We start from the raw sequence: 25,241 nt of genomic DNA, 5'->3' as shown, positions 1-25,241 counted from the left end.
CGTGGGAAGCCATGTGCCGACTCTTTGGCCTGCACGCCGGGACGCACGCGTGCACCGCGACCTTCTGGCTGCTCGATGCCCCGGACAGCCTGGCTCAGCAGAGCAGGAGAAATCCGGACGGCACCGGGCTGGGCGTCTTCGACGAACACGGCCAACCGCACCTGTACAAGGAGCCGATAGCGGCCTGGCAGGACGCCGAATTCGCGACCGAGGCGCACCGGATGACCGGCACGACCGTCATCGCCCATGTCCGCTACGCGACCACCGGCTCGCTCGACATCCACAACACGCACCCGTTCCTGCAGGACGGGCGGATCTTCGCGCACAACGGCGTCCTCGAAGGATTGGACATCCTCGACGAGCGGCTGCGCGAGGTCGGCACGGACGACTTGGTGTTGGGCGACACCGATTCCGAGCGGGTCTTCGCGTTGATCACCGCCGCGATCCGGGCCCGCGACGGCGACATCACCGCCGGCCTCACCGACGCCATGCGATGGCTCGCCGAGCACGCTTGGATCTACGCGGTCAACGTGTTGTTATGCACGGCCACCGACATGTGGGCGCTGCGATACCCCGAAACCCATCACCTCTATATTCTGGATCGATCCGACGAACCGGCTTCGCTTGATTCCGAATTCGACTTGTGCACCAAGCGGATTCACGCCCGGTCGGAGCATCTGTGTGAGCGGTCATCGGTGGTGTTCGCCACTGAGGTGATGGACGACGAGCCACGCTGGCGGCTGCTGCCGGCGGGTGAACTCTTCCATGTCGATGCGGATCTGCAAATCCACCGCAGCATGATCCTGCCGGACCCGCCCAAGCATCTGCTGCGTCGCGAGGACCTGAGCTCGCCGGTGGAGGAGTCGCAGCACGCACTGCCGAACACCCGGCAACTGGCCTGACGCCGTTTGGCAGAGTTACTGAGCGTGACGACCAAACGCGCCCTGGTGCTGGCCGGTGGGGGAATAGCGGGAATCGCCTGGGAGACAGGTGTTCTGCGAGGCATCGCCGACGAGTCGCCGACGCTGGCCCGGCTACTGGTCGAGTCGGACGTGCTGGTCGGGACCTCGGCGGGCTCGGCCGTCGCCGCGCAGCTGAGCAGCGGCCACACCCTGGACGAGCTGTTCGACCGGCAGGTCGCCGAGTCATCGGCCGAGATCGATTCCGGGGTCGACGTCGAAACCATCACCGAACTGTTCCTGACGGCCCTGGCTGAGCCGTATGAGGAGACGCTGGACCGGACCCGGCAACAGATGCAGCGCATCGGTGCGGTGGCGCTGGCCACCGAAACCGTTCCCGCGCCGGTGCGCCGCGAGGTCATCGCGCGGCGCTTGCCGTCGCACGACTGGCCGGATTCCGAATTGCGGCTCACGGCGATCGACGTCGAAACCGGCGAATTGACCGTCTTCGACCGCGAGTCGGGCGTCGACCTGGTCGACGCCGTCGCGGCGAGTTGCGCGGTGCCGGGGGCGTGGCCGCCGGTGACGATCGCGGGCCGCCACTACATGGACGGCGGGGTCGCCAGCTCGGTCAACCTCGTGGTGGCCGCCGACTGCGCGACGGCGGTGGTGCTGGTGCCCTCGGGAATCGATGCGCCGTCACCGTTCGGTGCCGGGCCGGCCGCCGAGGTCTCGGCGTTTCCCGGGGCTGCGTTCGCCGTCTTCGCCGACGCCGATTCGCTGGCCGCCTTCGGGCCCAACGCGCTGGACCCGGGCTGCCGCATCCCGTCGGCCCTGGCCGGACGCGACCAGGGCCGCCGCGAAGCCGCGGCCATCGCCCGCTTCCTGGGCCTATGACAGCGCTTGGCGCGCAAGCGATTTGAGCGCGGCTTAGCGCTCGATCGCGGGCGGGTCGTCCTGGTCGTCCTCGACCTCCAGGGCGTCCAGCGCGTCGTCCGCCAGCGCGCGGCCGGCCGCGATCACCTCCACCGCCCGGTGGAATTCCAAGGCCCGGCACGTCGAGCGCGGGATCTCGATGTGCAGGTCGGGCGGGTAGACCGCAAGGGTGTGGCGGGCCAGGGCGGCCTGGGCGATGTCGATGGTCCGGTTCATCACCTCGAAGCTGCCCAGTTTCGGCACCTCGGGTCCCACGCCGGCCAGCTCGCCGGCGTCGTCAACCGGCTGCTCGTCCTCCTGGGTGTCCGCCCAGCTGTCCGATTCACCGGCCGGTCCGCCCAGCCTGCTCAGCACCGCGCGCGCCGTCGGCCGGTCGAGCAGCGAACGGGCGGCGGCCGTGTCGAGCAGCGCGGAGGTGCTGCGCACCATGCGGGTCAGCCACTCGACGGTGGCGCCCGGCTCCGGTTCACGGTTGCTGACCGCCTCGCTGCCGGACAGGCTCACCGCGATGGTCAGGTCGGCGTTGACCGCGGCGAGCGGGGCCAGCGGCAGCGGATCCAGGATGCCGCCGTCGGCGAGCAGCCGCCCATCGACCGCGTGGGGCGCGATCACGCCGGGGATCGCGATGGACGCCCGGATCGCCTCGTCGAGGGGGCCGCGCTGAAACCACACGGACTTGCCCGCCAGCAGATCGGTCGCCACCGCGGTGAAGGGGATGGGCAGTTCTTCGATGGCGACCGGGCCCAGGATGTCGCGTACCGCGTCCAAGATCTTGCCGGCCCGCATCACGCCGGCCGCGCTAATGGACGGGTCCAGCAGCCGCAGGATGGTGCGCTGGGTCAGCGACTTCGCCCAGTCGGCGAACTCGTCGAGCCGTCCGGCCGACTGCAATCCGCCGACCAGCGCGCCCATCGACGAGCCGGAGATGCCGACGATGTCGTAGCCGCGCGCCACCAGGGCCTCGATCACCCCGATGTGGGCGTAGCCGCGGGCGCCGCCGCTGCCGAGGGCGAGTGCCACCCGGGTCGGTTCTGATCGACGCGGAAGTTCGTCGGGCACCCCTATATTTTGCGCGGAGGGGGTCGGTCAGCGGGCGGCGCGGGCACTTTTTTCAGCCGTGATCCCAATTACGCGGCGGCGAACAATCGCGGGGCGCGGCCCTACCCGCATTCGTCGTTGGCGGCGGCCCGCGCGGCGACGATCACGGCGGCCTGGCGGGCCAGCGTCAGCTTCGACCACGGTGCGTTCCAGCTGCCCGCGGTGCCCGCCGGGGAGGCCTGAACCATCGACAGATACGGCTCGAACAGCGACGCGCCCGTCTTGGGCTGGGCGTCCATCCACTCTTTCGCGGCGTGACAGGCCTGGTAGTACTCCTCTTCGGACGAGTCCGCGGGGACGTCGACCCGGGTCGTCACGCCGGCGGGGGACAGGCCGACGGAGCCCGCGGGCGCCGAGCCCGGGCCGTTGCCGACGCCGGATTGCCGCGCCGATTGGGACGAGGGCGCGCCGTGCGAGCACCCCGTGACCGCCAGGATGGCGGCCACGGCAACAACCGCGCCCCACCGCCGGGACCGATCACCGCGCCAGCGCACGGTCTCAATCTATGCAACACTGGCGGCCGTGATGGAGCGCTTCGGATTTTGCGAGTGTTGTCGGCCGTAACACGCCGCCGCTTGTCCTGTCCGTTTTCGCGTGAAAGCTCCTCTAAATGTCTGTGCCCGTCGCCACGGTCCCTACTGTGGCTGCCCCGCGCCCGCGAGCCCTCTCCGCCCCGTCCGCCGGCCCGACCCGGCTGCGAGTGCCTGATCTGCTCTACGCCACCGACCAGGCCGCCGACGATGTGCTCAGCGGGCGCTGCGACCACCTGTTGCCCGCGGGCGGCATACCCGAGTCGCGGCGCTGGTTCACCCGCATCCACGGCGACGAGGAACTCGACGTCTGGCTGATCAGCTGGGTGCCCGGCCAGCCGACCGAGCTGCACGATCACGGCGGGTCGCTGGGCGCGCTGACCGTCATTTCCGGATCGCTGAACGAATACCGTTGGGACGGAAAGGCTTTGCGACGCCGTCGGCTGGACGCCGGCGATCAGGCCGGGTTCCCGTTGGGCTGGGTGCACGACGTGGTCTGGGCGCCGCGGCCGGTCACCGTGCCCGTTTCGCTGCCGGTCTCGGGGGCACCGAGCATCTCCGCCGCGCCGGTGCAGCCGACCCTGAGCGTGCATGCCTACTCGCCACCCCTGACGGCGATGTCGTACTACGAGGTCACCGACCGCAAGACGTTGCGCCGCGAACGCACCGAACTGACCGACCAGCCGGAGGGATCGCCATGAGCCGCATCGACGTCGTCTTGAGATCCGCCCGGCGCCGGTATCGCCGCCTGCCCGCCGTCGAAGTGCCCGATGCGCTGCGGCGCGGCGCGGTGCTGGTCGACATCCGGCCGCAGGCCCAGCGCTTTCGCGAGGGTGAGGTGCCCGGCGCGTTGGTGATCGAACGCAACGTCCTGGAGTGGCGCTGCGATCCCACCAGCGAGGCCAAGCTGCCCGAGGCCGTCGGCGACGACGTCGAATGGGTGATCCTGTGTTCGGAGGGCTACACGTCCAGCCTGGCGGCGGCCGCGCTGCTGGACATCGGCCTGCACCGCGCCACCGACGTCATCGGCGGCTATCACGCGCTGGCCGGCGCCGGCGTGCTGAGCGAGCTGGCCGGGGACCGGGTCGATCCGGTGTTCGCCGACACCGACGGCACCGCGCGCCGCTGGCTCTAAGTCGTCTCGTCGGAGTGCAGCAGCGGACGCAGTTTCGCGGTCATCTCCGGCGTCCATCCGGGCGGTGGCAGCACCGCCGCCCAGCCGTCGGCGACGTTGGCGACGTAGTGGTGGCCATGCCCGTCGGGTACGTCCACCGCCACCGCCATGTCGGCCGACACCTGCAGGAACGTGACGATCGGAATCCAGCGCGTCTGCGGCAGTACGTCGTAGCCGCGCGGCTCGTTCAGCCAGTCAGGCTTGCTGAACAACAGATCCGGCGTCCACCAGGCGATGGGATCCGACGCGTGCTGCAGATACACCACCCGCGGGTGATCCCACGGGGCGTTGGGACGCGTCAAATCCTTTGCGCGAGCGACGAATCGGACATATCGACCGTCCTGGTAGATCGGTAACCACTCCGGCGACCCACGATCACGCGTCGACGTCAGATCGGTCCAGATGGTGTTTTTGAAGGTCGGTCCGCTGAACAATGCCCCGTCGGTGCGCGCCAGCACGTTGTTCAGGCTCAAGAACGGCGCCTCGCCCCCGAACGATCCCAGGCTCTCGCCGAACACCACGAGCTTGGGCCGGCTGCCTTCGGGCATCTGGCGGATCAGCTTGTCGACGGCCTCGAAGAGCGCCTGCCCGGCGTGCCGGGCGTTTTCCTTGTCCACCAGGAACGACAGCCAGCTCGGCAGGAACGAATACTGCATGCTCACGATCGCGGTGTTGCCGTTGTACATGTATTCCAGCGCCGAGGCTTCCGCCTCGTTGATCCAGCCGGTGCCGGTGGTGGTGCCCACCGCGACGACGGCGCGCTGCAGTCCGCCGGTGCGCTGCAATTCCTGTGCCGCCAGTTCCGCGGAAGCCGTGATGCCCTTGGACGAGTCCAATCCGGCGTAGGCCCGGATCGGCTCGGTGGCCGGGGTCCCGCTGAAGGCGGTCAGATCGGCGACCTTTGGACCGCCCCCGACGAAGATGCGGCCTTGGTGGCCAAGGGATTCCCACGACACCAGCGACTCGGGACCGCCGGAGCGCAGCGGGGACTTCGGCGCCGCGCTATCGGGACTCACCTCGTTGTTGGCCGCGGCGAAGGTGTCGTTCATGGTGCGCATGGCGAACTTGAGCACGACCCCGTTGAGCACCGCGACGGTCATGACCACCAGGGTGATGACCACGATGGTCGCCGAAAGCCGAAACGGCACGAAACGGTCCACCTGACCGACCAGAAAGCGGACCAGCCAGCGGATGAATTGGCCGATCTCGACCACCGTGAACAGCACCACCAGTGACAGCACGCCGGCCAGCGGGTAGTCGTACCACTTGAGGTGCTCCACGTTCATCAGGTCGCGCACGTCGTCTTGCCACACGTGGAACCAGATCGCCATGAGCACCTGGCCCACCACGCCGACCGGGATCAGCACCTTCCACGCCCAGGATGGTGGCGGTGGGCTGTGATCCTTTTCGCGCATGAACCGCACCAGCCAGACCGAAAAGACGCCCAGCCCATAGCCGATGGCCCCGGAGAGCCCGCTGACCAGCCCCTGGAACAACGGGCCGCGGGGCAGCAGCGACGGTGTCAGCGAAAGCCAGATGAAGATCACGCCCACCGCGGTGCCGGTGAACGTGTAATGCCGCACATACCAAGGTCTTTCGGTCCATGGCAGGGTGGGGACCGCACGCCCGGCTCGCGACCCGGGTGCCGGTCGCGCGGCGACGTCCGGCTCGGGCGCAGCGGACTCCTCGACGACGTCCGCCGGGTCTTGGTCTGCCTGTGTCGCGGAAACCGGTTCGCTCATGCAAGCGTCCTAGCGGTGGGTGAAGTTCGGCGGGCGTTTCTCGACGAAGGCCGCCATCCCTTCGGACTGATCCTCGGTCGCGAAAGTCGAGTGAAAGAGCCTGCGCTCGTAGAGAAGTCCCTCGGCCAGGGTGGATTCGAACGCGCGGTTGACGGCCTCTTTGGCCATCCGGGCCGCCGAGCGCGACATCTGCGAAATGGTGGTCGCGACGGTTTTGGCCTCGGTCAGCAGGTCGTCGGCCGGCACCACTCGTGAGACCAGGCCGCTTCGTTCGGCTTCTTCGGCGCCGATGGTGCGGCCGGTCAGGATGAGGTCCATGGCCTTGGCCTTGCCGATGGCTCGGGTCAGCCGCTGTGAGCCGCCCATGCCGGGCAGCACGCCGAGCTTGATCTCGGGCTGGCCGAATTTCGCTGTGTCGGCGGCGATCAGCACATCGCACATCATGGCGAGCTCGCAGCCGCCGCCCAGCGCGTGCCCGGCCACCGCGGCGATCGTCGGGGTGCGGACCGCGGCGAGCTTGCTCCAGGGGGCGAAGAAGTCGGCGCCGAAGGCGTCCGCGAACGTCAGCGCGGCCATCTCCTTGATGTCGGCGCCGGCGGCGAACGCCTTGGCCGAGCCGGTGATGACGATCGCCCCGATGTCGGGGTCGTCGTCGAAATCGGCTGCCGCGCTGGTGACTTCGTTCATCACCTGAGTGTTCAGGGCATTGAGTGCCTTCGGCCGGTTCAGGGTGATGATGCCGACACGCTCTTCGCGCTCGACGAGGATGGTCTCGTAATTCGTGTCTGTCATCCAAACCGCCTTTCTAGAAACTCAAGTCGTCGTCGACCGGGGCGAAATACGCCTCGACGTCGGCCGCGGTGACCGCGGACAGCTGCGCCGGCGACCATTGCGGATTGCGATCCTTGTCGATCAGCTGGGCGCGGATGCCCTCCACCAGATCGTGCGAGCGCAGCGACGCCGACGACACCCGATAGTCCTGCACCAGAACGTCTTTCAAAGTGGCGAGCTTGGCGGCGCGGCGCACCGCCGCCAGGGTCACCGACAGCGCAATCGGGGAACGCGTGGTGATCAGGTTGGCTGCTTCCTCGGCCGGACCCGCGTCGTGCCCGCGCAGCGCGGCGACGATGTCCCCGACGGTGTCACCGGCATAGCATTCGTCGATCCAGTCGCGTTGCGTGGCAAGCTCACTGGCCGGCGGTTCGGTCGCGTACTTGGCAAGTGCGTCTTCCGCGCCGTCGGAGACCACCGCACGGCGGAACGCATCCACGTCGCCGTGCGGGACGTAGTGGTCGGCGAAACCCATGGCGATGGCGTCGGCTCCGGAGAACGGCGCCCCGGTCAGCGCGGCGTGAAGACCCAGCCCGCCGGGAGCCCGGGACAGCAGATAGACACCACCGACGTCGGGGATGAAGCCGATGCCGACCTCGGGCATGGCGATCTTGGAGGTATCGGTGATCACCCGGGTGTTCGCGTGCGCGCTGACGCCGACGCCTCCGCCCATCACGATGCCGTCCATCAACGCCACGTACGGCTTGGGGAACTCGGCGATCTGCGCGTTGAGCAGATACTCGTCGCGCCAGAAGCGTCGCGCCTCGACCCCGTCCTTGCGCGCGCTGTGATAGATCGAAACCACGTCGCCGCCGGCGCACAGTCCGCGTTCGCCGGCGCCGGACAGCACCACCGCGCGCACCGCGTCGTCGCCCGCCCAGTTGGTGAGGATGGCGCTCAGCGCGTCGACCATCGGCTGATTCAGCGAGTTGATCGCCTTGGGCCGGTTGAGCGTGATCAAGCCGACGGTGCCCTCGACTTCGGTCAGAACCTCATCGGATTCGTCGGTCACGCCCTCGCCTCCCATCGCCGGTTCAGCCTCGAGGAAGAAATCTAGATCGTCACGACCGGCGCGATGCCCGCGGGTAAGGGTTATCTTTAACGCGACGACAACGGCGGAGACAATATCCACCGGAAAACGCCCAGGTCCGCTGGGAACCAGGGTGCAACGCCGATCGTTGAGATTGTGTTCGCACAGCTCGAAGCCAATTAGAGAGGATCCGACGGTGCGGGAGACAAGCAACCCGGTATTTCGTTCGCTGCCTAAGCAGAGGGGCGGATACGCACAATTCGGCACTGGCGCGCCCCCGATGCAGGGCTATGGAGCCGACCCGTACGCGGCTCCCTACCCGGCCCCGTACACGGAGGCCAAAGCTTCGCGTCCGCTGACCATCGACGACGTCGTCACCAAGACCGGCATCACCCTGGCCGTGCTGGCGCTGTCCGCCGTGGTCTCTTACTTCCTGGTCGCCCGCGACGTCGCGCTGGCCATGCCGCTGGCCCTGGTCGGCGGACTGGGCGGCCTGGCCCTGGTGCTGGTGGCCACCTTCGGCCGCAAGCAGGACAACCCCGGCATCGTGTTGAGTTACGCGGTGCTCGAGGGTCTGGTACTGGGCGCCATCTCGTTCGTCTTCGCCAACTTCTCGGTGTCGAACGCCAACGCCGGGGCGCTGATCGGTGAGGCGGTGCTGGGCACCTTCGGGGTGTTCTTCGGGATGCTCGTCGTCTACAAGACGGGGGCCATCCGGGTGACGCCCAAGTTCACCCGCATGCTGGTCGCCGCGATGTTCGGCGTGCTGGCCCTGATGCTCGGCAACTTCGTGCTGGCGATGTTCCACGTCAACGGCGGCACCGGTCTGGGCCTGCGCAGCGGCGGCACGGTGGCGATCATCTTCTCGCTGGTGTGCATCGCGATCGCGGCGTTCAGCTTCCTGATCGACTTCGACGCGGCCGACCAGATGGTCCGCGCCGGCGCGCCGGAGAAGGCGGCATGGGGCATCGCGCTCGGCCTGACCGTGACGCTGGTCTGGCTGTACATCGAGATCCTGCGTCTGCTGAGTTATCTGCAGAACGACTAGCTCTGCCACAGAGAAAGAACCGGCACGCCCGTGGGCGTGCCGGTTCTTTCGTTGTGCGTTGAGGGCGTTGAGTGTGCGCTGACGGCGGGCTTACCCGGCGTGTCGCCGCCATGGGCGCACACTCAACGCGCGCGTCCTAGCTCAGCCGCTCGATCACCATCGCCATGCCCTGGCCGCCGCCGACGCACATGGTCTCCAGACCGAACGTCTTGTCGTGCGTCTGCAGGTTGTTGAGCAGCGTGGTGGCGATGCGTGCGCCGGTCATGCCGAAGGGGTGGCCCAGGGCGATCGCTCCGCCGGACACGTTCAGCTTGTCCTCGTCGATGCCCAGCTCGCGCGCCGAGCCCAGCACCTGGACCGCGAACGCCTCGTTGATCTCGAACAGATCGATATCGCCGACCGACAGCTTGGCGCGCGCCAGCGCCTTCTTGGTCGCCTCGATCGGGCCCAGGCCCATGATCTCCGGGGACAGGCCGCTGACCCCGGTGGACACGATGCGCGCCAGCGGCGTCAGGCCCAGTTCCTTGGCCTTGGTGTCGCTGGTGATCACCACCGCGGCGGCGCCGTCGTTGAGCGGGCACGCGTTGCCCGCGGTCACCGTGCCGTTGGGCCGGAACACCGGCTTGAGCTGGCTGATCTTCTCGTAGGTGGTGCCGGGACGCGGGCCGTCGTCGGTGCTCACCGTGGTGCCGTCGGGCAGCGTCACCGGCGTGATCTCGCGCTCGAAGAAGCCGCTCTTGATCGCTTCCTCGGCGCGGTTCTGGCTGCGCACCCCCCAGTGGTCCTGGTCCTCGCGGCTAATGCCGGTCAGCAGCGCCACGTTCTCGGCCGTCTGCCCCATCGCGATGTAGACGTCGGGGATGTTGTCGTCGGCGCGGGGGTCGTGCCACTCCTCGGCGCCCTCGGCCGCGGCGGCCGACCGCTCCTGAGCCTCACCGAACAGCGAGTTCTTGGTGTCCGGCCACGAGTCGGCGCTGCCCTTGGCGAAGCGGGACACCGTCTCCACACCCGCGGAGATGAAGGCGTCGCCCTCACCGGCCTTGATCGCGTGGAAGGCCATCCGCGAGGTCTGCAGCGACGACGAGCAGTACCGGTTGACCGTGGTGCCCGGCAGGAAGTCGAAGCCGAGCTCGACGGCGATGACGCGCGCCAGGTTGTAGCCGGATTCGCCGGCCGGCTGGCCGCAGCCCAGGATCAGGTCGTCGATCTGGTGCGGGTTCAGGGCGGGCACCTTGTCGAGGGCGGCGCGCACGATCTGGACGGTCAGGTCGTCGGGGCGCATGTTGACCAGCGACCCCTTCATCGCGCGGCCGATCGGCGAGCGAGCAGTTGAGACAATGACGGCTTCAGGCATGGTGGTTCCCTTCAGATCCCTGCAGATCCCACAGATGGGGCTGGCTCGCTTCACCTTCGGGCGGTAGGTCCACCTCGACGGGCGAGAACAAATCTAGTCGCTGCCGACCTCGGGGCACGAAGACGGGGCAGGTCCGGGCGCCGGACGCCGCCACAGCCGCGACATCACGCTGGTGCGGGTGTGCCGCTGGCCGAGCACCGGCGTCGCCGCCGGCACCGGCGAACTCACCGGCGGGCGCTCCACCTCCTCGCCCAGCGCGTCGCAGAGCGCGAGCAGCAGCGCGTCGGCCGCGAGCGCATAGGCCGGTGCCGAGGGGTGGAAGCCGTCGGCGGAGAACATGGCATCCGGGGTGGCGCGGAATTGCGGCGCCATCAGCTGCGCCAGCGGCACCGGCACGCCGCCGGCCGACCGGACCGCCGCGGTCTGGGCCCGTGCAAGCTGCAGGCAACGCTCGTGCGCCAGCGACCGCAGCGGCTGCGGAATGGCGCTGATGAACCCGAGATCGGGGCAGGTGCCGACGATCACCACGGCGCCGCGGGCACGCAACTTGCGGACGCTCAACCCCAGCCGCTGCGCCGACTGGCTGATGCCGTTCAGCGCGGTCACGTCGTTGGCGCCGACCATGATCACCGCGATGTCCGGTGGCGGGCCGGCCACGAACATCGCGTCGACCTGACCGCACACGCCCTTGGAGGTGGCGCCCACGATCGACTTGGTACTCAACCGGATTCGTTTGCCGGTCTGCTCGGCGAGGCCGCGGGCGATCCGTACCCCGGGCACTTCGTCGGCGCTCATGCAGCCGTATCCGGCGGCGGTCGAGTCACCGAAGATCATCAGATGCTGGTCGACCGCCATGCCGCGGTGCCACCGCTCCACCGGGCCGCCGCCGCGCACGTACACGCCGTCCGCGCGGGGCGGGATGTCCCAGGACTTGGGGATGATCGTGCGCGCGTGGGTGGCCTGGCCGACCAACAGACTGCGTGCCCCCAGGTAGGCGGTTCCTGTTGAGGCCAGCGCGCCCGCTGTGGCCAGGGCGATCGCCGAACGACGTGGCACCCGCATGGTCACGCCATCAAGTTTAGAGCCGCTGCGAGTTTCGCGCGGGTGGCTGGAAAACGAACTGATTACGGTGCGAAGCAAAACTGGTATCGAATCAGCTATTTCATACGTTGTACTAAGCAACGCCTGTCAAGCTGGCATCAAGGGGTTGGCTGAGCGCTTTGGCAAACGGCTGAACCAGACGCTCGGTCGCCTCGTCACATGCTGTATCGCACTACAACGGCGTAGGAAGTGTTGAGCATGACTGCACCTAGTAAGGAATCGGGGTCTTCGGCAACTACCGTTCGGCCCCATGACGTTCTGAGAGCGCGTCGAGCCCAGGCACGCAAATTCGCCATCAGCGACGGCGCACCCGTCGAGGTCCTGGAATCCGGGCCGAGCGTCGCCGCGCGACTGGCGAACCTCACCTCACGCCTGACCATCCGACCGATCCTGTCCGTCGGCAGTCATGTCCCCAACCTGCCCTGGCCCTGGGGTCTGATCGACCTCACCGCCCGGGTGCTGATCCCGGCGTCGGCCACGGTCCGCGAGACCGTGAAGCTGCCCCACGCGTCGGCACAGCTGGTCCGCGCGCCCGGGGTGCTGCCGGCCGACGGCAGCCGCCGCGTGATCGTCTACCTGCACGGCGGCGCCTTCCTCACCTGTGGGGCGAACTCGCACGGCCGGCTCGTCGAAGCCCTGTCCAAGTTCGCCGACTCGCCCATCCTGGTGGTCAATTACCGTCTGCTGCCCAAGAATTCGGTCGGGATGGCGCTCGACGACTGTCACGACGCGTACCGGTGGCTGCGGCAGCGCGGGTACGAACCCGACCAGATCGTGCTGGCCGGTGACTCCGCCGGCGGCTACCTGGCGCTCACGCTGGCCCAGCGCCTGCAGGAGGAGGGCGAGGATCCCGCTGCGCTGGTGGCGATCTCGCCGCTGCTGCAGCTGGCCAAGGAACCCAAGCAGGCCCACCCCAACATCGAGACGGATGCGATGTTCACGGCCGGGGCGTTCGATGCGCTCTCCGAGCTGGTGGCCGGCGCGGCCCGGAAGAACATCGTCGACGGGAAGCCCGAAGAGATCTACGAGCCGCTGGAGCACATCAAGCCGGGCCTGCCGCGCACGCTGATCCACGTGTCGGGCTCCGAGGTGCTGTTGCACGACGCGCGGCTGGCGGCGAGCAGGCTGGCCGCGGTGGGCGTGCCGGCCGAGGTGCGGGTGTGGCCCGGACAGATCCACGACTTCCAGCTGGCCGCGCCGATGGTGCCCGAGGCTGTGCGCTCGCTGCGGCAGATCGGCGACTACATCCGCGAGGCCACCGGCTAGCCGCGCATAGCGCGCGGAGAGTAGTTGTGCGCCGCGCGAAACCGCCTGAGACGATGAACGCATGCGGATCGCGCAGCACATCAGTGACCTCATCGGCGGCACGCCGCTGGTGCGTCTGAATTCGGTCGTCCCCGACGGTGCCGGCATCGTGGCGGCCAAGGTCGAATACCTCAATCCCGGTGGCAGCTCGAAGGACCGGATCGCGGTGAAGATGATCGACGCGGCCGAGGCCAGCGGACAGCTGCGGCCCGGCGGCACCATCGTCGAACCCACCTCGGGCAACACCGGCGTGGGGCTGGCCCTCGTCGCCCAGCACCGCGGCTACAAGTGCGTGTTCGTCTGCCCCGATAAGGTCAGCGAGGACAAGCGCAACGTGCTGATGGCCTACGGCGCCGAGGTCGTCGTGTGCCCGACCGCCGTGCCGCCCGAGCACCCGGACAGCTACTACAGCGTCTCCGACCGGCTGGTCACCGAGATCGACGGCGCGTGGAAGCCCGATCAGTACGCCAACCCGGAGGGCCCGGCCAGCCACTACGCCACCACCGGCCCGGAGATCTGGGCCGACACCGACGGCAAGGTCACCCACTTCGTCGCCGGCATCGGCACCGGCGGAACGATCACCGGCGCGGGCCGCTACCTCAAAGAGGTGTCCAACGGCGCGGTGCGCATCATCGGCGCCGACCCCGAGGGGTCGGTGTATTCCGGCGGCACCGGCCGGCCCTATCTGGTGGAGGGCGTCGGTGAGGACTTCTGGCCGCAGGCCTACGACCGGACGGTGCCCGACGAGATCATCGCCGTCTCCGACTCCGACTCGTTCGACATGACCCGGCGGCTGGCCCGCGAGGAAGCGATGCTGGTCGGCGGGTCGTGCGGGATGGCGGTAGTGGCCGCGCTCAAGGTCGCCGAGCAGGCCGGCGCCGACTCGATCGTGGTGGTGCTGCTGCCCGACGGCGGACGCGGCTACATGTCGAAGATCTTCAACGACGCCTGGATGTCGTCGTACGGGTTCCTGCGCAGCCGCCTCGACGGCTCCACCGAACAGTCCAGGGTCGGCGACGTGCTGCGCCGCAAGTCCGGGGAGCTACCCGACCTGGTGCACACTCACCCGTCCGAGACCGTGCGCGACGCGATCGGCATCCTGCGCGAGTACGGGGTGTCGCAGATGCCGGTGGTCGGCGCCGAGCCGCCGGTGATGGCGGGGGAGGTGGCGGGCAGCGTCTCGGAGCGCGAACTGCTGTCGGCCGTCTTCGAGGGCCGGGCGAAATTGGCCGACGCGGTCGCGCTGCACATGAGCCCGCCGCTGCCGATGATCGGCGCCGGCGAGTTGGTCAGCGCGGCCGGCAAGGCGCTGCGCGATTGGGACGCGCTGATGGTGGTCGAGGAAGGCAAACCGGTCGGGGTGATCACCCGCTATGACTTGCTGGGGTTCCTCTCCGACGGGCCTCGGGGACTGTCCGGCCGCCGGTAATTCGCGGCGCCGCGCGTCTCGCCGGGGCGCGATGGGCTCGGGTACTGTTTCGGCCTAGTTCGGCTGGACCCGAGTGGAAGGTTGCCCATGACCGATCAACCGCCGCCCGGCGGCGCTTACCCGCCACCTCCCTCGTCGCCCGGGCCGTCGGGTGGTCAGCAGCCGCCTTCGGGTGGCCAGCAGATGCCGCCGCCTCCGCAGTCGCCCGCCGGGTCGTATCCGCCGCCCCCGCCACCGCCGCCCGGCGGGTCGTACCCGCCGCCCCCGCCGTCGGCCGGCGGATACGCGCCGCCGCCACCCGGGCCGGCGATCCGCACGCTGCCGACGCAGGACTACACGCCGTGGCTCACCCGCGCGCTGGCGTTCGTCATCGACATCCTCCCGTACGTCGTGGTGCACGGGATCGGCACCGCGATCCTGGTCGCCACCCAGCAGACCGCCTGCATCACCGACGTCACGCAGTACGCCGTCAACCAGTACTGCGCCACCCAGAACTCGACCGTCGGCATGGTGGCGCAGTGGCTGGCGTCGATAATCGGGCTGTTCTATCTGATCTGGAATTACGGCTACCGGCAGGGCACCACCGGGTCGAGCGTCGGCAAGTCGGTGCTGAAGTGCAAGGTGGTCAGCGAGATCACCGGCCAACCCATCGGCTTCGGGATGTCGGTGGTGCGCTCGCTGGCGCACTTCGTCGACGCGATCATCTGCTTCATCGGTTTCCTTTTCCCGCTGTGGGATTCGAAGCGTCAGACGCTGGCGGACAAGATCATGACGACGGTGTGCTTGCCGATCGACGGCGCCGAGAGGCCGGCCGTCACCTAGGCTGATCGTCGATGAGCGACGACCGCAACGGACACCCCGAATTCACCGGACTGGCCACCAAAGCGATTCACGCCGGCTACCGGCCGGACCCGGCGACCGGCGCGGTGAACGCCCCGATCTACGCCAGCAGCACCTTCGCCCAGGACGGTGTGGGCGCCCTGCGCGGCGGGTTCGAATACGCGCGCACCGGCAACCCGACCCGCGCCGCGCTGGAAGCCGCGCTGGCCGCCGTCGAAGACGGCGCCTACGGCCGGGCCTTCGGTTCGGGCATGGCCGCCACCGACTGCGCCCTGCGCGCGCTGCTGCGTCCCGGCGACCATGTGGTCATCCCGAACGACGCCTACGGCGGCACCTTCCGGCTGATCGACAAGGTGTTCACCCAGTGGAACGTCGAGTACACACCGGTGGCGCTGCACGAGCTGGACGCCGTCGCCGCCGCGATCACGCCGCGGACCCGGCTGATCTGGGCCGAAACCCCGACCAATCCGCTGCTGTCCATCGCCGACATCGCCGCGCTGGCCGAACTGGGCCAGCGCAGCTCGGCAAAGGTGTTGGTGGACAACACTTTTGCCTCGCCCGCGCTGCAGCGGCCGTTGACGTTGGGCGCCGACATCGTGCTGCACTCGACCACCAAATACATCGGTGGGCACTCCGACGTGGTCGGCGGTGCGCTGGTCACCAACGATCAGGAGCTGGACGAGGCCTTCGCCTTCCTGCAGAACGGGGCCGGCGCGGTGCCCGGCCCGTTCGACGCCTACCTGACGATGCGCGGCCTGAAGACGCTGGTGCTGCGCATGCAGCGGCACAGCGAAAACGCTTCGGCCGTAGCGGAATTCCTCTCCGGGCACCCCGCGGTGAGCGCCGTGCTGTATCCCGGCCTGCCCTCACACCCCGGCCATGAGGTCGCCGCACGGCAGATGAGTGCCTTCGGCGGCATGGTCTCGGTCCGGATGCGCGGCGGCCGCGACGCCGCCCGCGATCTGTGCGCCAAGACCAAAGTGTTCATCCTGGCCGAATCGCTGGGTGGCGTCGAGTCGCTGATCGAGCATCCCAGCGCGATGACGCACGCGTCGACGGCCGGGTCGCAATTGGAGGTCCCCGACGATCTGGTGCGCCTGTCGGTCGGCATCGAAGACATCGCCGACCTGCTGGCCGATCTTGATCAGGCCTTGGGCTAGAAGCCTCAGGAGTGGTAGGGCTCCGCGCTGACCAGCGTGACCTCGACGGTGTTGCCGTTGGGCACCACGTAGGTGCGGGTCTCGCCTTCCTTGGCGTCGATCAGGGCGCCGCCCAGCGGTGAGTTGGGCGAGTACACCTCGAGCTTGCCGTCGTTGACGCCCTCCTGGCGGGTGGCGATCAGGAAGGTCTCCGTGTCGGACTTGTCGCCGTTGTAGTAGACCTTCACCACCGAGCCGGGCAGCGCGACGCCGGACTGCTTGGGAGCCTCGCCGACCTTGGCGTTGTTGAGCAGGTCCTGCAGCTGACGGATCCGGGCCTCCTGCTGGCCCTGCTCTTCGCGGGCGGCGTGGTAGCCGCCGTTCTCGCGCAGGTCGCCCTCCTCGCGGCGGTCGTTGATCTCCGCGGCGATGACCGGACGATTCGCGATCAAGTGATCGAGCTCGGCCTTGAGTCGATCGTGTGACTCCTGGGTCAGCCAGGTCACGGAAGTGTCCGTCATCTCGTCGTGCTCCTCGTATGTTGTTTCGCGAGTTCGCGTTAAGTCCTGTTAGCTCCGCCGCCCCGGAGCCTGCGGGTGCCTCCCCGTGTGCTGCCGCTCCGTTTTGCTCACGGTCGCTAATGCAGCAACACGGCCCCAACCGGAACCGTGCATTCATCCATGTTACCACTGCGCAAACAGTTGATGACCCCATATTCGCAGTTCGCCGTGGATCTCCGAGGTCACGCGGGGCGCAGGTAGGCGGGCACATCGGTGCCGCAGCCATAGATGTCGGCCACCACCGGCGGTTCGAAGGATTTCACCGTCGTGGTCACCTGCACAGTCGCCGCGTCCGACGGCGGGACCAGCAGCTCGCGCCGGCCCGTCTCGCTGCCGTCCTGCGCGCGGACCCGCACGATGCAGTCCACCGGCCGTGAGGGATCCGATCGCGTCACGCTGATCGTTACCGACGCCGTCTGGTTGTCGATCACCCGATAGCCGGCCAACGTTCCCTTGACGTCGCTGGTGCCGAAGCGGTGATAACCGATGACGGCGATGACGAGCCCGGCCACGATCACCAGCGCGCCCAGCGCGGCGATCACCCACCGCCGGGGGATACGCGACAGCCGGGAGCGTCCGTAGCGAGCCTCCGGACGAGAAATCGGGGTTTCGGTCATACCTGGTTACGCCTGTTTTGCCTGGTTGTCGGCGGCCGGGCCCAAGCCGACGGCACGCAACGAAGTCGGAACTGGAATTATAGGGTCAGACCGGGCGACCACCAGAGGTGACAAGGGAGCACGTGAGCGAATTGCGGTTGATGGCGGTGCACGCCCATCCCGATGACGAGTCCAGCAAGGGCGCGGCGACGCTGGCCCGCTACGCCGACGAGGGCCACCGAGTGCTGGTGGTGACGTTGACCGGCGGCGAGCGCGGCGACATTCTCAACCCGGCGATGGATCTGCCCGAGGTGCATGGACACATCGCCGAGATCCGCCGTGACGAGATGGCCAAGGCCGTCGAGATACTCGGCGTGGAGCACACCTGGCTGGGTTTCGTCGATTCCGGGCTGCCCCAGGGTGACCCGCCGCCGCCATTGCCCGAGGGCTGTTTCGCGCTGGTGCCGCTGGAGGAGTCGGTCGAGGCGCTGGTCCGCGTGGTCCGCGAGTTCCGCCCGCACGTGATGACCACGTACGACGAGAACGGCGGCTATCCCCACCCCGATCACATTCGCTGCCACCAGGTTTCGGTCGGCGCGTTCGAGGCGGCCGGTGATTACCGGCTCTTCCCGGACGCCGGTGAGCCGTGGACGGTGTCCAAGCTCTACTACAACCACGGGTTCCTGCGCGCCCGGATGCAGTTGCTGCACGACGAAGCCATCAAGCACGGTCAAGAACCCCCGTTCAAGAAGTGGCTCGAACACTGGGACGCCAAGCACGACCCGTTCGAGTCCCGGGTCACCACGCGGGTCGAGTGCTCGGCGTACTTCAGCCAGCGCGACGACGCGCTGCGCGCGCACACCACCCAGATCGACCCCGACCACGACTTCTTCGCCGCTCCCATCGCGTGGCAGCAACGGCTCTGGCCCACTGAGGAATTCGAGTTGGCGCGCTCGCGCGTCCCGGCCCGGCTGCCCGAGGACGACCTGTTCGCCGGAATCGAGAGCGACGAGTGAACCACCTCTATCTGGTCGTGACCGCCGCCGGCTGGCAGGCCGACGGCCCGCCCCGCCACACCGGCCCCGATTTCGGCAAGGCCAGCCCGGTCGGGCTGCTGATCGTCGTGTTGTTGTTGATCAGCACGCTGTTTCTGCTGCGGTCGATGAACCGCCAGCTGAAGAAGGTGCCGGAATCGTTTGATCCCAAGCACCCCGAACCGGACCAGGCCGCCGACGAAGGCACCGACGCGGTCGACGGGGGCGGCGCCCCCGACCAGGCGGACGGCTCGCCGCGAGCGCCGGGGCCCGGCGATGAGCCCGGCTGACCCCGCTTCGACGAATACCCTTGGGCTGGCGACCAGCCCGTATCTGCGCCAGCACGCCGACAATCCGGTGCATTGGCAGCAGTGGACCCCCGAGGCGCTGGCCGACGCCGCCGCCCGCGACGTGCCGATCCTGCTCTCGGTCGGCTACGCGGCCTGCCACTGGTGCCACGTCATGGCCCACGAATCGTTCGAGGACGACGAAGTGGCCGCCGCGATGAACGCGGGGTTCGTCTGCGTCAAGGTCGACCGCGAGGAACGCCCGGACATCGACGCGGTGTACATGAACGCCACGGTCGCGCTCACCGGGCACGGCGGCTGGCCGATGACGTGTTTCCTCACGCCGGACGGGCGCCCCTTCTTCTGCGGCACGTACTATCCGAAACAGGGCTTCCTGCAACTTCTTTCGGCCGTGTCCGCCACCTGGCGGGAGCGTCGCGGTGAGGTGGAGGAGGCCTCCGACAATATCGCCGATGAGCTACGCAAGATGGCTTCGGGGATCCCGGGTGCCGGTCCGGCCGTGGCGCCCGAGCTGTGCGACCACGCCGTCGCCACGCTGCTCAAGGAACGCGACGCGGTGCACGGCGGGTTCGGCGGTGCGCCCAAATTCCCGCCGTCGGCGCTGCTCGAGGCGCTGCTGCGGCACTTCGAGCGCACGGGCTCACCGGCGGCGCTCGCGGCGGTTGCGCACACCGGCAACGCGATGGCGCGCGGCGGCATCTACGACCAGCTCGGCGGCGGATTCGCCCGCTACAGCGTCGACAATGCTTGGGTGGTCCCGCATTTCGAGAAGATGCTGTACGACAACGCGCTGCTGGTGCGCGCCTACGCGCACTGGGCCAGGCGCACCGGTGATCCGCTGGCGCGCCGGGTCACCGCCCAGACCGCCCGGTTCCTGCTCGACGATCTGGCCGACGGCGCCATGTTCACCTCGTCGCTCGACGCCGACGCCGACGGCCGCGAGGGGTCGACCTACGTCTGGACACCGGCGCAACTGAACGAGGTGCTCGGGCCCGACGACGGCCCCTGGGCGGCAGGCGTTTTCGCGGTCACCCCGGCCGGCACGTTCGAACACGGCACCTCGGTGCTGCAGCTGCACGCCGATCCCGAGGATCCGCAACGGCTGGACCGCGTGCGCTCCGCGCTGCTGGCCGCCCGGCACACCCGAATCCAGCCCGGGCGCGACGACAAGGTCGTCACGTCGTGGAACGGGCTGGCGATCACCGCGCTGGCCGAGGCCGGAGTGGCGCTCGACGAGCCCGAATTGATCGACGCCGCAAGGCGTTGCGCGCGGACGCTGCTGGAATTGCATGTCGTCGACGGCCGGTTGCGACGCGCCAGCCTGGGCGGTGTGGTCGGCGACAGCGTTGCCATACTCGAGGACCACGCGATGCTGGCCACCGGGCTGCTTGCGCTCTATCAGCTCAGCGCCGATGCGGCCTGGCTGACCGCGGCCACCGACCTGCTCGACACCGCGCTGGCGCACTTCGCGGATCGGGCGCAACCCGGCCGCTGGTTCGACACCGCCGACGATGCCGAGCAGTTGGTGCTCCGGCCGGCCGACCCGCTGGACGGCGCGACCCCGTCGGGAGCGTCGTCGATCACCGAGGCGCTGCTGACCGCCGCGCACCTGGTCGACGGCGACCGCGCCGAGCGGTATCTGCGGGCGGCGGCCGAATCGCTCGGCGCGCACTCGGTGCTGCTGGACCGCGCGCCGCGGTCGGCCGGCCATTGGCTGGCCGTCGCCGAAGCGGCGGTGCGCGGACCGCTGCAGATCGCGGTCGCCTGCGACCCCTCGGGCTCGGCGCTGCTGGCCCGCGCCCGCGCGCTGGCGCCCGGCGGGGCGATCGTCGTGGGCGGAGAGGTGGATTCGTCGGCGCTGCTGGCCGGCCGGCCGCGGGTGGGCGGCGCCGACGCCGCCTACGTATGCCGCGGGCAGGTCTGCGACCTGCCGGTGACCAACACGGCCGAACTGGCCGCCGCCCTGGGTGTTTCCAGCGACTGAACCCGACGGTGGTGACCCGCTGCGCCCGGCCGCGCCGCGCTGGCGATCACCACTAGCCCGGGGTTACCCTGCCTCCCATGCCGAATGCCGCCAAGACCGAAGCGATCAGAAGCACGGTCAACCGCTACATCGAACTGGTCGCCAAGGGCAGCGCCGATGACTTGGTCGAGTTGTACGCCGACGACGCCACCGTCGAGGATCCGGTCGGCGGCGAGGTGCACATCGGCCGGCAGGCCATCCACGGCTTCTACTCCGCGGTCAACGAGCTGCAGCGCGAGTGCAAGCTGCTGACGCTGCGCGTCGGCGGCAACGAGGCGGCCTTCCAATTCCGGCTGACCGTGACCGCGGGCGAGCACCGGATGGTGATCGAGCCGATCGACGTCATGGTCTTCGACGCCGAAGGCAAGATCGCCTCGATGAAGGCCTACTGGTCGCCGGAGGACGACGTCGCCCCGGCCTAGCCGCCCAATAACCAGGCGTGGTCGCTGGTGTAGAAGACGGCGAACCACATGGCGATGTAGTGCAGGATCGCCGCGATCGCGGTGAAGGCGTGGAAGAACTCGTGGTAGCCGAACGTCTTCGGCCACGGGTCGGGCCAGCGCAGGCCGTAGAAGATGCCGCCCACGCTGTAGAACACGCCGCCCACCGCCAGCAGCACCATCGCGGCCACGCCCGCCTGGTGCAGGATCGTCGGGGCGAACCAGACGGCCACCCACCCCAACAGCAGATAAAGCGGCACGCCGACCCAGCGCGGCGCCGTCGGCCAGCACATCTTCAACGCGATGCCGGCCGCCGCGCCGCCCCAGACGATGCACTGCACCAGCACGCCCGTGTTCTGCGGCATGACCAGCCGTGCGAACGGCGTGTAGCTGCCGGCGATGAAGACGAAGATCATCGAGTGGTCGAGCCGCTTCATCCGGCTGCGCGCGACGTCCGACTTCCACTGCACCCGGTGATAGGTGGCGCTGACCGCGAACATCGCCACCGTCGCCGCGGCGTAGACCAGCGTGGAGTGGCCGGCGCGGGGGGACTCGACCGCCCAGGACACCGACACCAGCGTGGCGCCGGTGATGATGGCCAGCCACGCCGAGACGAAATGGATCCAGCCGCGCATCCGGGGCTTGCCCAAGACCTGGGCGGCACCCTCGACGAACTGCTCGACGGTGTTGCCCGGAACGATCGACTCGGGCTCGGGATCCGGGTTGGGGACGGTGCTGGTCTGGCTGCTCATGTCTCCTGTGTCTTGTTCTCGCAACGTGGGATACCGGTGGGAAGGTCGCCCGGGGTGCTCACGATCCACAGTAGCCAGGGATGGTTACGGCGCAGTCTCGACTTCTCAGGTTTCTCAGGCACCGGGCCGAAATGGGACCGGTGAATAAATCACCGCTGGCAGTAGGGTGGATGCTCGTGGAAATTATCCCGCCGCGCCTCAAAGAGCCGCTGTATCGCGTCTACGAGCTGCGGCTGCGGCAGGGCCTGGCCGCCTCGAAGTCCCAGCTACCGCGGCACATCGCCGTGTTGTGCGACGGGAACCGGCGATGGGCCCGCGACGCGGGATACGAGGACGTCAGCTACGGCTACCGGATGGGCGCGGCCAAGATCGCCGAGATGCTGCGCTGGTGTCAGGAAGCCGGGGTCGAAATGACCACGGTTTACCTGCTGTCCACCGAAAACCTGCAACGCGATCCCGACGAGTTGGCCGGGCTGATCGAAATCATCACCGATGTCGTGGAGGAGATCTGCGCACCGGCCAACCGCTGGAGCGTGCGCACGGTGGGGGACCTGGAACTGCTCGGCGACGAGCCGGCCCGCCGGTTGCGCGATGCTGTCGAGTCCACGCCCAGCGTCGCGCCGTTTCACGTCAACGTGGCGGTCGGCTACGGCGGCCGGCAGGAGATCGTCGGCGCGGTGCGTGCGTTGTTGAACAAAAAGCTCGCCAACGGCGCGACCGCGGAGGAGCTCGTCGACGCGGTGACCGTCGACGCCATCTCCGAGAACCTCTACACGTCCGGCCAACCCGACCCCGACCTGGTGATCCGCACCTCGGGCGAGCAGCGGCTGTCCGGATTCCTGCTGTGGCAGAGCGCGTATTCGGAGATGTGGTTCTGCGAAACGCACTGGCCGGCGTTCCGGCACGTCGACTTCTTGCGCGCGCTGCGTGACTACAGCCGGCGGGATCGCCGGCACGGCAAGTAGCCCCCAAAGGCCTTCAGCGCCCGCTCGCGCGCGTGCCACACTAAGGACATGGCTGCGCTGTCGGCGGTGGTATTCACGCTGAGCGCGTGGCTGGGCCTGTATCTGGCCGCCCGCGATCTGCGTAAACCCGTCCTCGCGCTTGCGGCGATCGGGCTGTGCGGATTCGCGCTCGTCGTGGGCCTGGATGCGGTTCGGACCGCCAGCCCAGGGCAAGCCCAGCTGCTGAGCCGGGTCGAGATCTACCTGACGGCCGTCCCCGGCGTGGCGTGGTTCGCGGTGCTCGTCGAGCTGTCCCGGCCCACTGACGGCTGGCGCTCGCGCACCCGCGAGGTGCTACTCGTGGCCGGGGTCGCCGCGCTGACCCTGTTCGGTGCGGCGCTGGCCGGCAGCGTCGACGGGCCGCTGCGGCCAGGCCACTGGCTGATGTTCGCGGCGATCTCGGTGTCGACGCTCGGCGCGATGGCCGTCGCCTTGCGCCGCCCGCGGCGACCGAGGCGCGCCGTCGGACTCGCCATCACCGCCACCCTGTTCTTCGCGCTGAGCAACGCGATCCTGATCATTCCGCTGGGCCTGGTGCCCAGCTGGGTCGCGCTGGCGTCGACGAGTTGCGACGTCCTCGGGCTCGGGGTCGCCGTCGCCCTGTGGGACGCGTTCGACGAGGGCCACGCGCTGCGCGCCGACATGCTGCGCTCGTTTGCCGGTTCGGTGGCGGTTGCGGTGCTGTTCGGCGGCCAGGCGCTGATCGGGTTGGCGGTCACCCGCGACGACCCCGGCGCGCAGACCGCGCTGACCGTGCTGCTGTTCACCAGCCTCGCGATCGCGATCACCGTGCAGGTGCTCGCCGATCCGCTGGCCGGGGTGCTCGACCGCCTTGCGTTCTCGAAATCCCCTGCGCTGCGGGCGGATCGGGCCACGCTGCGCCATACTGGGGCGGCGCTGCCGCTGCGCCAGGAGCATCCGCTGGCCGGCGTCGACGAGGTCACCTTCGCCAGGCTCACCCGTCGCGCACTGGGCCACTACGGCGACCTGACCAAGCTGGTCGCCAGCCCGCTGACCGCGCTTCCGGTGATCGACGAGCGGCTGGCCGCCCGAGGAGCCCCCGACCAACCGATCGAGCGGGCCAACGAACTCAAGGCCGTGCTGGCCGACGGCATAGCGCGGCTCAAGCCCCGCGACGGCGGCGACTTCGGAACCACCGAAGAGTGGCGGTACTACAACTCGCTGTATTTCCCTTATGTCGTCGGGGTGCGCGCATACGCGCAGAACGCCACCGCCTCGGGTCTGGATCCGACCGCGCGGCAGGCCTGGCAGTGGTTCGTCACCGAGGTTCCCCAGCGCTCGCTGCACAACTGGCAGAACGCCGCCGCCCGGCTGATCGCCGCCGATCTTCGCGGCCGGGTCCCGGTTCCCACCGACTAGAACGGGTACAGGACTCACCGCGGTCGCCGAGGCGCGGTGCTGTGCCCCTATACCTGTGACTCGTGGGGCCGCTGAGCTCCAGGGACTGGCGCGTGTCAAATATTTACCCGGCGACGGGAATAGATCGGGTGAACCACCTCGTCGTTGTATCCGTGGCAGTAGTTGGCAGCGCCACGAGTCGATATGGCAGTGCACTGGCGGCACGCTGAAAGCTGTTCGACCCAACCCGCCATCGCGAGGAGTAAGCACATGAGCTCGATCACCGGTGTTTCAAGCATCCCGACCCGGCCCCTGTACGACTCGACGGACTCGCTGTTGCGTTTTGCCGTGCGTGCCGACGCGACCCTGACGGGGTTGTGCGGGTTGGCCATCGCCTTTCTCGCCGACCCGATCTCGTCGCTGACCGGGCTGACGTCCTTCCAGGAATACACAGTGGGCGTGGTTTTCGTGATCGCCGGCCTGCTGGTGTTCAGCCTCGGGGCGCTGCCGGAACTGCGGCGTGTCGGTATCAGCGTCGTGGTGGTCAACGTCGCGTTCACGCTGGCCGCGATCGTGGCCGCCGAAGCGCTGCCGCTGACCGGCACCGGCGTCGCGTTGACCCTGGCCGGCGGCGCCTACACGGCGGCGTTCGCGGGTCTGCAATACCTGGGACTGCGTCGCCTCGAGGCCTGATCCGCGCCCGGCCGGC

At 68.9% G+C, this 25,241-nt stretch carries 26 protein-coding genes; 16 read left to right on the top strand and 10 right to left on the bottom strand.

All coding sequences use genetic code 11. The annotated features are described in order from the left end of the window. The first annotated feature begins 11 nt into the window (after nt 1–11). Nucleotides 12–902, top strand: a complete 891-nt coding sequence (locus A5732_RS02570; protein WP_076100461.1) for a class II glutamine amidotransferase — start codon at nt 12–14, stop codon at nt 900–902. 24 nt (nt 903–926) lie between these two features. Continuing rightward, nucleotides 927–1,796, top strand: coding sequence for a patatin-like phospholipase family protein (locus A5732_RS02565; RefSeq protein ID WP_076100458.1), 870 nt, complete (start codon nt 927–929; stop codon nt 1,794–1,796). Between the two features lie 33 nt (nt 1,797–1,829). Here the strand turns inward: A5732_RS02565 and A5732_RS02560 are convergent, their stop codons facing one another. Then, the gene (locus A5732_RS02560) at nt 1,830–2,900 is read right to left on the bottom strand and encodes a patatin-like phospholipase family protein (RefSeq protein ID WP_171974944.1); all 1,071 of its coding nucleotides are present in this window, start codon (nt 2,898–2,900) and stop codon (nt 1,830–1,832) included. Between the two features lie 95 nt (nt 2,901–2,995). Continuing rightward, the gene (locus A5732_RS02555) at nt 2,996–3,427 is read right to left on the bottom strand and encodes a lipoprotein LpqV (protein WP_076100453.1); all 432 of its coding nucleotides are present in this window, start codon (nt 3,425–3,427) and stop codon (nt 2,996–2,998) included. 116 nt (nt 3,428–3,543) lie between these two features. Between A5732_RS02555 and A5732_RS02550 the strand changes: the two genes are divergently transcribed. Beyond that, nucleotides 3,544–4,164, top strand: a complete 621-nt coding sequence (locus tag A5732_RS02550) for a cysteine dioxygenase (RefSeq protein WP_076100450.1) — start codon at nt 3,544–3,546, stop codon at nt 4,162–4,164. Continuing rightward, on the top strand, nt 4,161–4,598 hold the full coding sequence (locus A5732_RS02545; protein ID WP_076100447.1) for a rhodanese-like domain-containing protein: 438 nt from the start codon (nt 4,161–4,163) through the stop codon (nt 4,596–4,598). Before A5732_RS02550 ends, A5732_RS02545 begins: the two co-directional genes overlap by 4 nt. Here A5732_RS02545 and A5732_RS02540 read toward each other — a convergent pair. The 3 genes from A5732_RS02540 to A5732_RS02530 are packed head-to-tail and all read right to left on the bottom strand — an operon-like array spanning nt 4,595 to nt 8,222. Further along, on the bottom strand, nt 4,595–6,379 hold the full coding sequence (locus A5732_RS02540) for an alpha/beta hydrolase (RefSeq protein ID WP_076100444.1): 1,785 nt from the start codon (nt 6,377–6,379) through the stop codon (nt 4,595–4,597). The two genes, A5732_RS02545 and A5732_RS02540, sit on opposite strands and share 4 nt — an antisense overlap. 9 nt (nt 6,380–6,388) lie before the next feature. Next, nucleotides 6,389–7,171 (bottom strand): enoyl-CoA hydratase, encoded by a 783-nt coding sequence (locus A5732_RS02535; RefSeq protein WP_076100442.1) that lies wholly within the window; start codon nt 7,169–7,171, stop codon nt 6,389–6,391. Nucleotides 7,172–7,184: 13 nt separating this feature from the next. Next, nucleotides 7,185–8,222 carry an enoyl-CoA hydratase/isomerase family protein gene (locus A5732_RS02530; RefSeq protein WP_076100473.1) on the bottom strand — a complete coding sequence of 346 codons (1,038 nt, stop codon included), beginning with the start codon at nt 8,220–8,222 and terminating at the stop codon, nt 7,185–7,187. Between the two features lie 214 nt (nt 8,223–8,436). Between A5732_RS02530 and A5732_RS02525 the strand changes: the two genes are divergently transcribed. Next, the gene (locus A5732_RS02525; protein ID WP_065073714.1) at nt 8,437–9,288 is read left to right on the top strand and encodes a Bax inhibitor-1/YccA family protein; all 852 of its coding nucleotides are present in this window, start codon (nt 8,437–8,439) and stop codon (nt 9,286–9,288) included. A gap of 136 nt (nt 9,289–9,424) precedes the next feature. On the opposite strand, the gene A5732_RS02520 is transcribed toward A5732_RS02525, so the two are convergent. Together A5732_RS02520 and A5732_RS02515 are read right to left on the bottom strand one after the other, a co-directional pair. Further along, nucleotides 9,425–10,642, bottom strand: a complete 1,218-nt coding sequence (locus A5732_RS02520; RefSeq protein WP_065054195.1) for an acetyl-CoA C-acetyltransferase — start codon at nt 10,640–10,642, stop codon at nt 9,425–9,427. A 93-nt stretch (nt 10,643–10,735) separates the two neighbouring features. Then, nucleotides 10,736–11,698, bottom strand: a complete 963-nt coding sequence (locus tag A5732_RS02515) for an SGNH/GDSL hydrolase family protein (protein ID WP_139334527.1) — start codon at nt 11,696–11,698, stop codon at nt 10,736–10,738. Nucleotides 11,699–11,941: 243 nt separating this feature from the next. Between A5732_RS02515 and A5732_RS02510 the strand changes: the two genes are divergently transcribed. The 4 genes from A5732_RS02510 to A5732_RS02495 all read left to right on the top strand — a co-directional run bounded on the left by A5732_RS02510 (nt 11,942) and on the right by A5732_RS02495 (nt 16,477). Then, complete coding sequence (locus A5732_RS02510; protein WP_064953994.1) at nt 11,942–13,009, top strand: alpha/beta hydrolase; 1,068 nt, start codon at nt 11,942–11,944, stop codon at nt 13,007–13,009. Between the two features lie 61 nt (nt 13,010–13,070). Beyond that, complete coding sequence (locus A5732_RS02505) at nt 13,071–14,477, top strand: cystathionine beta-synthase (protein WP_076100439.1); 1,407 nt, start codon at nt 13,071–13,073, stop codon at nt 14,475–14,477. Between the two features lie 87 nt (nt 14,478–14,564). Then, nucleotides 14,565–15,299 carry an RDD family protein gene (locus tag A5732_RS02500; protein WP_065073718.1) on the top strand — a complete coding sequence of 245 codons (735 nt, stop codon included), beginning with the start codon at nt 14,565–14,567 and terminating at the stop codon, nt 15,297–15,299. An 11-nt stretch (nt 15,300–15,310) separates the two neighbouring features. Continuing rightward, nucleotides 15,311–16,477: a cystathionine gamma-synthase gene (locus tag A5732_RS02495; protein WP_076100436.1), complete on the top strand. Its 1,167-nt coding sequence runs from the start codon at nt 15,311–15,313 to the stop codon at nt 16,475–16,477. Nucleotides 16,478–16,482: 5 nt separating this feature from the next. Here A5732_RS02495 and greA read toward each other — a convergent pair whose 3' ends face one another. Continuing rightward, nucleotides 16,483–16,977, bottom strand: a complete 495-nt coding sequence (gene greA, locus A5732_RS02490; RefSeq protein ID WP_064953998.1) for a transcription elongation factor GreA — start codon at nt 16,975–16,977, stop codon at nt 16,483–16,485. A 221-nt stretch (nt 16,978–17,198) separates the two neighbouring features. Next, nucleotides 17,199–17,633 carry a DUF4307 domain-containing protein gene (locus tag A5732_RS02485; protein ID WP_065054184.1) on the bottom strand — a complete coding sequence of 145 codons (435 nt, stop codon included), beginning with the start codon at nt 17,631–17,633 and terminating at the stop codon, nt 17,199–17,201. 122 nt (nt 17,634–17,755) lie between these two features. Here A5732_RS02485 and mca point away from each other — a divergent pair, with 122 nt between their 5' ends. From mca to A5732_RS02465, 4 genes are all read left to right on the top strand, one after another. Then, nucleotides 17,756–18,628, top strand: coding sequence for a mycothiol conjugate amidase Mca (gene mca / locus A5732_RS02480; RefSeq protein ID WP_065054182.1), 873 nt, complete (start codon nt 17,756–17,758; stop codon nt 18,626–18,628). Continuing rightward, complete coding sequence (locus tag A5732_RS02475; protein ID WP_065054180.1) at nt 18,625–18,936, top strand: hypothetical protein; 312 nt, start codon at nt 18,625–18,627, stop codon at nt 18,934–18,936. Before mca ends, A5732_RS02475 begins: the two co-directional genes overlap by 4 nt. Continuing rightward, a complete protein-coding gene (locus A5732_RS02470; protein ID WP_076100433.1) occupies nt 18,923–20,938 on the top strand; it encodes a thioredoxin domain-containing protein in 2,016 nt (671 codons plus the stop codon). Before A5732_RS02475 ends, A5732_RS02470 begins: the two co-directional genes overlap by 14 nt. Before the next feature lie 77 nt (nt 20,939–21,015). Beyond that, nucleotides 21,016–21,399 carry a nuclear transport factor 2 family protein gene (locus A5732_RS02465; protein WP_064952942.1) on the top strand — a complete coding sequence of 128 codons (384 nt, stop codon included), beginning with the start codon at nt 21,016–21,018 and terminating at the stop codon, nt 21,397–21,399. Here the strand turns inward: A5732_RS02465 and trhA are convergent. Further along, the gene (trhA, locus tag A5732_RS02460) at nt 21,396–22,169 is read right to left on the bottom strand and encodes a PAQR family membrane homeostasis protein TrhA (RefSeq protein ID WP_076050920.1); all 774 of its coding nucleotides are present in this window, start codon (nt 22,167–22,169) and stop codon (nt 21,396–21,398) included. The two genes, A5732_RS02465 and trhA, sit on opposite strands and share 4 nt — an antisense overlap. A 176-nt stretch (nt 22,170–22,345) precedes the next feature. Here trhA and A5732_RS02455 point away from each other — a divergent pair, with 176 nt between their 5' ends. The 3 genes from A5732_RS02455 (at nt 22,346) to A5732_RS02445 (ending at nt 25,225) form a co-directional block, all read left to right on the top strand. Continuing rightward, on the top strand, nt 22,346–23,134 hold the full coding sequence (locus A5732_RS02455) for a (2Z,6E)-farnesyl diphosphate synthase (protein ID WP_064952985.1): 789 nt from the start codon (nt 22,346–22,348) through the stop codon (nt 23,132–23,134). 48 nt (nt 23,135–23,182) lie between these two features. Then, nucleotides 23,183–24,553, top strand: coding sequence for a hypothetical protein (locus tag A5732_RS02450; RefSeq protein ID WP_076050919.1), 1,371 nt, complete (start codon nt 23,183–23,185; stop codon nt 24,551–24,553). A gap of 249 nt (nt 24,554–24,802) precedes the next feature. After that, on the top strand, nt 24,803–25,225 hold the full coding sequence (locus A5732_RS02445; RefSeq protein ID WP_065054174.1) for a hypothetical protein: 423 nt from the start codon (nt 24,803–24,805) through the stop codon (nt 25,223–25,225). Nucleotides 25,226–25,241: the final 16 nt, after the last annotated feature.

The organism is Mycobacterium colombiense (assembly GCF_001953985.1).
GTDB lineage: Bacteria > Actinomycetota > Actinomycetes > Mycobacteriales > Mycobacteriaceae > Mycobacterium > Mycobacterium colombiense_B.
Note: the sequence above shows the minus strand (reverse complement) of the source record. Positions and strands in the feature narration are given on the sequence as shown.